Raw genomic sequence first — 6,351 nt, 5'->3', positions numbered from 1 at the left:
AAAACCGCGCTCGCCGCCGCTCTGGCCGGCAGCATCATCATCACCCCGGCGCAGGCAGGCATCCCCGTCATCGACGGCGGCAACCTGGTACAAAACGTCATGACGGCCATCGAGTCGGTGGCGCAGACGCTCAAGCAGATTGAGCAGTACCAGACCCAGTTGCAGCAATACGAAAACATGCTGCAAAACACGATGGCCCCGGCCGCGTATATCTGGGATCAGGCGCAGTCCACCATCAACGGATTGATGGCCGCCACCGACACGCTGAACTACTACCGGAATCAGCTCGGCAGCGTCGATGCGTACCTGGGCAAGTTCCAGGACGTGGCCTACTACCGTGGTTCGCCGTGCTTCTCGGCCGCCGGGTGCTCGGATGCCGAGCGCGCCGCGATGGAGCAAAACCGCAGCCTGGCGAGCGAGAGTCAGAAGAAGGCGAACGACGCGCTTTTCAAGGGCCTGGAGCAACAGCAGCGCAACCTTTCCGCCGATGCTCGCCAGCTCGAACGGCTCCAGTCCGCCGCGCAGGGCGCGACCGGGCAGATGCAGGCCATCGGCTACGCCAACCAGCTCGCCGCCAACCAGGCAAACCAGCTTCTGCAAATCCGTGGCCTGCTGATCGCACAGCAGAACGCCGCGACCGCCAGGATGCAGGCGCAGGCCGACCTAGAGGCGCAACAGCAGGCCGCCGGCGCGACTTCCAGGGAATCCAGGATCGAGCGCACGGCCAACCCAAGAAACTGGCTCGAACTGACTCGCTGACGGAGGCCCTGCAACATGAAGAAAACGATGCTGCTTGCCGGCCTCGTGGTGGTGCTGGTGGCCGGCTGCGACAACAAGCCGGCCATCCCGCCCATGCCAGAGGTCAATGACACCAATTGCCAGATCGAGGCGATCAAGAAGATCGAGGACAGGGCCACGCGCGAGAAATTCGCCGGGCTGTGCTCGCGCCGGTCGCCGGCCGCCGGCGGCATCGCGCCGACCGAGAAGCCCATGAACTGGCTCGAACTGGCCGACCCGAAAGACCAGAAGGGGGCGAAGCCATGAAAGCACTGCACAAGGCGGCGCTGATCGGTGCCGTTCTCGCGCTCTACTCCACCGCCGCATCGGCCCAGCTCACCAATCAGGGGATGCTTGACCAGGTAGTGACGGAGTTCGCCACGCGGGCCACGTCCTGGCAGACGGTGGTGATGAATGCCGCGATGTTCCTGTTTTGGACGCTGGGCACGATCTCTCTGGTTTTCACGTTCGGCTTCATGGCGCTGCGCAATGCGGACATTGGCGAGTTCTTCGCCGAGTTCATCCGCTTCATTCTGTTCTTCGGCTTCTTCCTCTGGCTGCTGCGCAACGGCCCGGCCTTCGCCAACTCGATCATCCAGTCGTTGGCCCGGATCGGTGAGCAGGCGTCAGGGGTGACGTCGGTGACACCCTCGGGCATCGTGGATATCGGCTTCATGATCTTGAAGCAGGCATTCACAAACTCGTCGATCTGGTCGCCCGTGGATAGCTTCATCGGTGTGGCCTTGAGCGTCGGCATCCTGATCCTGCTGGCAGTTGTCGCCGTGAATATGCTGCTGCTCGTCTCGGGCTGGCTGTTGATGTACGCCGGCATCTTCTTCCTCGGCTTCGGTGGCTCGCGGTGGACGTCTGACATGGCGATCAACTACTACAAGACCGTGCTGGGCGTGGCCGTGCAGATCATGACGATGGTGCTCCTGGTCGGCATCGGGAACGACCTGCTTTCCAGTTTCTACGCCAGGATGAACACCGGCACGCTGAACTTTGAAGAGCTGGGCGTGATGCTGGTTTTCTGCGTGGCGCTGCTCATGCTGGTCAATCGTGTCCCCCCTCTGGTCGCCGGCATCATTACCGGCTCGGGTATTGGTAGCGCGGGTGGCATCGGCAACTTCGGCGCAGGCGCTGCCATCGGTGCAGCTATGGGTGCCGCGAGCATGGCCGCCGGTGCGGCAAGCGTGACCGGTGCGGCCGTGATGGGTGGCGCGGCTTCGGCCACTGGCGGCATGTCGGCGATCAAGGCAGCGTTCGAGAAAGCGGGGTCTAGCGCCGGTGCCGAATCGGGCGGAGTGCCCATGTTTGGTGGTGTTGCTGGCGGTGATTCCGATGCTGGATCGTTCGCGCAGGCGGCGGGCTTTGGTGGCGGCGGTTCCAGTGCCGGCACAAGTACGCCGCTCGGCCAGGCTGCCGGCTTTTACAACTCGGGAAGCTCCAGCAGTTTGGGCAGCGGCGGCGAGTTGAGGGGCGGTGACAAAGCTGGCTCCAGCTCGAAGGGTGGTGGCGATGGCGATGGCGATGGCGGCGGCGCTGGCGGCCAAGCCGGCCGAGGTGCGGGAGGTATTGTCGCTGCGACGGCTGCGAACCTGGTGCAAGGCATTGGCGACGTTGCGAAGGCCAAGGCGGCCAGCATCCGCGACGCCGCCGCCGAACGCATCGCCGACACCACCGGCGGGAAGATCGCCGCCGCGATCCGGGCGAGCAGCCAGACGGACCAGGCGGCCGAGGATGTGCCCAGCTTCGGCGGCAACAGCCTGGCAGGGGTCGATTCGGCCGCTGCTGATCCTGATGATGAAGTGGGCGCGTTCGCCAACCGCGACAAGGAGGTATGACGATGACGCCGAGAGGATTTTTCGACTGCCTGGACGTTGCCGCTGCCGAGCAGCGCCAGGCGCATTCGGTGGAGTTTGAGCCAGTCGGCGATCAATCGACCGATGCCGGCCACGAGGCGGAAGTCACCGCCTTCGTGAATCGCCCTGCCCAGGCCGTCATCGAGGCCGCCAAGCCGGCGGTCAAGGTGAGCGGCAATGCCAGTGACTACAGCGGCGGCGCGAGAAGCACGCCGCTGGCCGAGGCCGCCGGCTTCTACGGCACCGGCAGCCGATAAGCGCGCCGGCCGGCGTGGGGCCAGCCGACACTTCCACAATCCACCCGTTAGAGAGGTGAATCATGGCAACCCTGAATCCTACCAATGCAAAGCAGGCCGTTCATCATGCAGCCTTGCAGCTCGCCGCGCTCGACTGGCTCGACCAGGACGCGGCGCGGCAGCTCGGCCCGCTCGCCGAGGCCGTGGCAAACGCTTTCATGGTCGTGTTCTACCAGGCAGAGACGGGGCAGGCGACGCAGGACGATTTCCGCGAGGCCCTGGACGCGGTACGGCAATCCCTGCATACCGCGTAGTCTCACGGCCGGTAAGAAGAATAAGAATCTTCTTGTTCTTCTTACCAATTCGACTAACCCACCAGAGACAGCAAGGGCGGCTATCAAGCCGCCCTTGTCGTTTCTGGGCCTGCATCGTCAAAGCCGGCGATGCGAGCCGGTGTGCTCGAGCATCGGCAGATCGGACGATGACGGCCGCTCTGGCCTTCTCCCTTGGCGTGGATCTCGCACCGTCGTTTCTAGCGATGAGATCCAGCGCACCGGGGACGGCGCACGTCGAGCTGCAGCACCGCCAGGAATGGCGCATGGCCTTTGCCCGCGCTGCGACGGCCTGTGCGTGTTCGATATAGGCCGAGTCGGCTGTGGCCTCGGTTTCGGCCAGGAAGGTGCTGATCGCCTCGGCCGATGTGACTTCCAGCTAATTCGGCGACTCAATTAAAAAACAGCCAAAATTGAGCTAACCCTCTGTCAGCAAAGGGCTTTTACACGAATCCCTGCCGACCCTCGGCATCGTTGTCGAATATCGCAGCGAGCGCGGCCCATTCGTCAGGCGTGAAGTCAGGCAGGGCCGCAGGGCCAGCGTGTAATAGGTGCTCAGGATCTGGTCGAGCCGGCGCTGCGGAGCGCGGTGGCCGGCAAACAATGCCACCTCACGCCCGGCAAGGGTGGCGCGCAAGTCGTAGGTGTCGGTTAGCTGGACGTGTGCATGCGCTCGCTCGATCACAACAGACTCCCGGTGCCTGGGCACATTGATGTGGTGACGCTCATGCGCCGGCACCGGCGGTGCGGGCGGGTTTGCTCTGGCGCTTGATCTTGGCCAACTCCTTTAGCGCGGCCGGGCGGCCGCGTCGGTAGACCTTAGGGGCGCGCACGTAGTTGGCCGGCAGCACCTCGAACACCATCACGCCCAGCGCCAGCAGCTGGGTGGCGGCGGTGTCCAGGCTGGCAAACACGCGTGGCTCGCCGCGCTGGCCAGTCAGTTGCTTCTCGGCCTGGCCCACGCGCACCATAAGGGTCGGCAGGGATTCGTGTAAAAAAAAACAGCCAAAAGTGAGCTAACCCACTGTAATTAAATGTTTTTATACGAATCCTGCCGACCCTCATGTTGACTCTTCAGCCATTCGGACCATAGCAAGGGCTGCCCTTTCGGATTCGAATTGGCATATTGATAGAAGAGCGCAATGAACTCCAGCCGATCATTGCGGAAGTTTGAACGTCCTTCGTGGGCGACGTCTTTATGGAAATCCAGGGCGCGACCGGGATTGAACGCGAGTTGCCGATTTATGATGTCGTCCAATGACACCATCGTGGCATTGTGCAGAATATCGTGCATGGCAATGAAGATACCCGTACGGCCCTGACCCACACCACAGTGAACGTGCAGCTTCTCGTGAATTTCCATGTCCCGTTCCATCGCAATAAACGCATCCACGTCTTCCGCGCGCGGTCCGAGATGGTCAGTGACCGTCAAGCGCATGTATCTTGCGCCGGCCATTTTTACAAGTTCTTCTTCGCTAAAAATGGGTGGCCTGGTTAAGGTCACCGCACGCGGATTTTCGACATTGTTTTTGACGTCTTTGCGGTGAAGTATCTGCACCGTCTCTTGCTCTTTTAGGGCATTGATCCTCTCATGCTCGTCTGTCAATACTTCTTCACGCGACTTCCCAACATTGGCCCAGTTGTTGGGCACCCGCCAGGTACCCGGATATCCTCCAACAATGGCATGAGACTCCTCGCGAACGTCCAGTACGATCACCGGACTCTCCGTCGACGGCCTTAGCCTAGTGATTTGCTCGATCGAAGCGATACTCGCACTGCCAGACACATGTAGGTCTTTCCAGCCCGTGGGGTTACAGTGTTCGGGCAGTTCAAACTCATCCGATGTGCGAAAGTTCTCTCCGCCTCCTGGGCTTCTGTCGTATTGCAGAACGGGAGCCAACGAAGGCCGTGGCGGAAGTTGCAATGGGTCACTAAATTTCTGGACGAGCTGCGAACGGCGCTCAGCGCTCGACCGAGGCGACACCGCACTCGGTGAGTCGGAGGGTTTTGACGCAGTCCGCTTGCTTCGCCTCGTAAGGCCGCTGAACTCCGCAGTGGATAAGCACTCGGCGTGATTTGATTCTCCGCTGCGATCAACCGGAGAATGGTCGCTAAAAACATCGGCCTTGTCGCCGGGTGTCACAACGGACGTAACGGCAAGAGAGATGGGTTTAGGCATCTAAATTACCGCCTTTAAAAATTAATAGTTATTTTTATAATACGTATCTTGTCGAACAGCTCGATTCCTGCATGATGAAATTTTGGCGTTATACGCGAACAGCGGGGTCGGCATGCGGTGATGGTCAGCATGTACTCGGCGCTCTCGTCGGCGGGATGGCCAGTCGCAAGTCCCGTCATTACTTGCGTGATGCGATCCAGGCGCAGCCACCGCCAGTTCCGGCCATCCGTGTCGCTTGGTGGCGGTTTTCTGCGCTCGGCAGTGCTAGCACCCACAAGGGTGCTGGCGCGTCGTTGAATGTGATTCCGTAGCGGTCCTGGGGCATAGCGGGTGCGTCCTTTTGGGTGGTGAGGTCATGCGCCGGCCCCAGCGGTGCGTGCGGGCTTGCAGCACTTCGAACACCGTCACGCCCAGCGCCAGCAGCTGGGCGGCGGCGGTGTCCAGGCTGGCAATCACGCGCGCCTCGTCGCGCTGGCCGCTCAGTTGCTTTTGCACCTGCCGTGCAAGCACTATCGGCGCGAGGCCGGAGGCGCACATAACGCGAGATTCCACGCACTGGCGCGGCGCCGACAGCTGCAAGGGGTTTTGCCTGTCGCGCTGATAGGCAGTTTTTGTTGCACAGCTGTGCCGCATCCGTTAGGCTAGCCGCACCACTCCTCCTTTGTCGCCTCATTCAGTTGGGTAACGGCTTGGGACGAAAAAACCGCCGCAAGGCGGTTTTTTCATGTCCGCAGGAAGCCCGTTTGTGACAAGCGCCAAAGCGACCGCCGTCTACATCGATGGCTACAACCTGTACTACGGGCGCATCCGTGGGACCGCATTCAAGTGGCTTGATGTCGTTGCACCCTTTGATCGCCTCCTGCATGACCAAGATCCGACCACCGACCTGCTGCATGTCCGGTATTTCACAGCGCCGGCGCTGGGCAGGTTTGCGACCCACAAGCAGGCCTCTGATACGCCCAGGG

General features: G+C 61.6%; 7 protein-coding genes and 2 pseudogenes. 6 read left to right on the top strand and 3 right to left on the bottom strand.

Annotation, left to right across the window (positions count from 1 at the left end; genetic code table 11):
- From trbJ to XBLMG947_RS20490, 5 genes are all read left to right on the top strand, one after another.
- Nucleotides 1-759 (top strand): P-type conjugative transfer protein TrbJ (gene trbJ / locus XBLMG947_RS20510; RefSeq protein WP_065470367.1); only part of this gene is annotated, 759 nt, incomplete at its 5' end.
- Nucleotides 760-774: 15 nt separating this feature from the next.
- Nucleotides 775-1,044, top strand: coding sequence for an entry exclusion lipoprotein TrbK (trbK, locus tag XBLMG947_RS20505; RefSeq protein ID WP_065470366.1), 270 nt, complete (start codon nt 775-777; stop codon nt 1,042-1,044).
- Nucleotides 1,041-2,621 carry a P-type conjugative transfer protein TrbL gene (gene trbL / locus XBLMG947_RS20500; RefSeq protein WP_065470365.1) on the top strand — a complete coding sequence of 527 codons (1,581 nt, stop codon included), beginning with the start codon at nt 1,041-1,043 and terminating at the stop codon, nt 2,619-2,621. Before trbK ends, trbL begins: the two co-directional genes overlap by 4 nt.
- A gap of 2 nt (nt 2,622-2,623) precedes the next feature.
- Complete coding sequence (locus XBLMG947_RS20495) at nt 2,624-2,896, top strand: hypothetical protein (protein WP_245228286.1); 273 nt, start codon at nt 2,624-2,626, stop codon at nt 2,894-2,896.
- A gap of 62 nt (nt 2,897-2,958) precedes the next feature.
- Nucleotides 2,959-3,189 carry a type I toxin-antitoxin system ptaRNA1 family toxin gene (locus tag XBLMG947_RS20490; protein ID WP_065470363.1) on the top strand — a complete coding sequence of 77 codons (231 nt, stop codon included), beginning with the start codon at nt 2,959-2,961 and terminating at the stop codon, nt 3,187-3,189.
- A gap of 746 nt (nt 3,190-3,935) precedes the next feature.
- Here the strand turns inward: XBLMG947_RS20490 and XBLMG947_RS20485 are convergent.
- The 3 genes and pseudogenes from XBLMG947_RS20485 to XBLMG947_RS24240 all read right to left on the bottom strand — a co-directional run.
- Nucleotides 3,936-4,178: pseudogene (locus tag XBLMG947_RS20485) on the bottom strand (hypothetical protein); the annotation flags it as partial.
- 59 nt (nt 4,179-4,237) lie between these two features.
- The gene (gene xopH / locus XBLMG947_RS23995; RefSeq protein WP_083993307.1) at nt 4,238-5,386 is read right to left on the bottom strand and encodes a type III secretion system effector XopH; all 1,149 of its coding nucleotides are present in this window, start codon (nt 5,384-5,386) and stop codon (nt 4,238-4,240) included.
- A gap of 264 nt (nt 5,387-5,650) precedes the next feature.
- A pseudogene (locus XBLMG947_RS24240) lies at nt 5,651-5,884 on the bottom strand (hypothetical protein); the annotation flags it as partial.
- Nucleotides 5,885-6,131: 247 nt separating this feature from the next.
- On the opposite strand from XBLMG947_RS24240, the gene XBLMG947_RS20470 reads away from it, so the two are divergent.
- On the top strand, nt 6,132-6,351 hold a 220-nt coding region (locus tag XBLMG947_RS20470), incomplete at its 3' end, for a PIN domain-containing protein (RefSeq protein WP_139074468.1).

The sequence above is a fragment of the Xanthomonas bromi genome, from assembly GCF_900092025.1.
GTDB classification, from domain to species: Bacteria; Pseudomonadota; Gammaproteobacteria; order Xanthomonadales; family Xanthomonadaceae; genus Xanthomonas; species Xanthomonas bromi.
This window is presented reverse-complemented; position numbering and strand designations above follow the sequence as displayed.

Bases quoted from the DNA above. Each gene is read 5' to 3' on its own strand.
- xopH (WP_083993307.1), bottom strand. From the start codon at position 5,386: ATGCCTAAACCCATCTCTCTTGCCGTTACGTCCGTTGTGACACCCGGC.
- trbL (WP_065470365.1), top strand. From the start codon at position 1,041: ATGAAAGCACTGCACAAGGCGGCGCTGATCGGTGCCGTTCTCGCGCTC.
- trbK (WP_065470366.1), top strand. From the start codon at position 775: ATGAAGAAAACGATGCTGCTTGCCGGCCTCGTGGTGGTGCTGGTGGCC.
- XBLMG947_RS20490 (WP_065470363.1), top strand. From the start codon at position 2,959: ATGGCAACCCTGAATCCTACCAATGCAAAGCAGGCCGTTCATCATGCA.
- XBLMG947_RS20495 (WP_245228286.1), top strand. From the start codon at position 2,624: ATGACGCCGAGAGGATTTTTCGACTGCCTGGACGTTGCCGCTGCCGAG.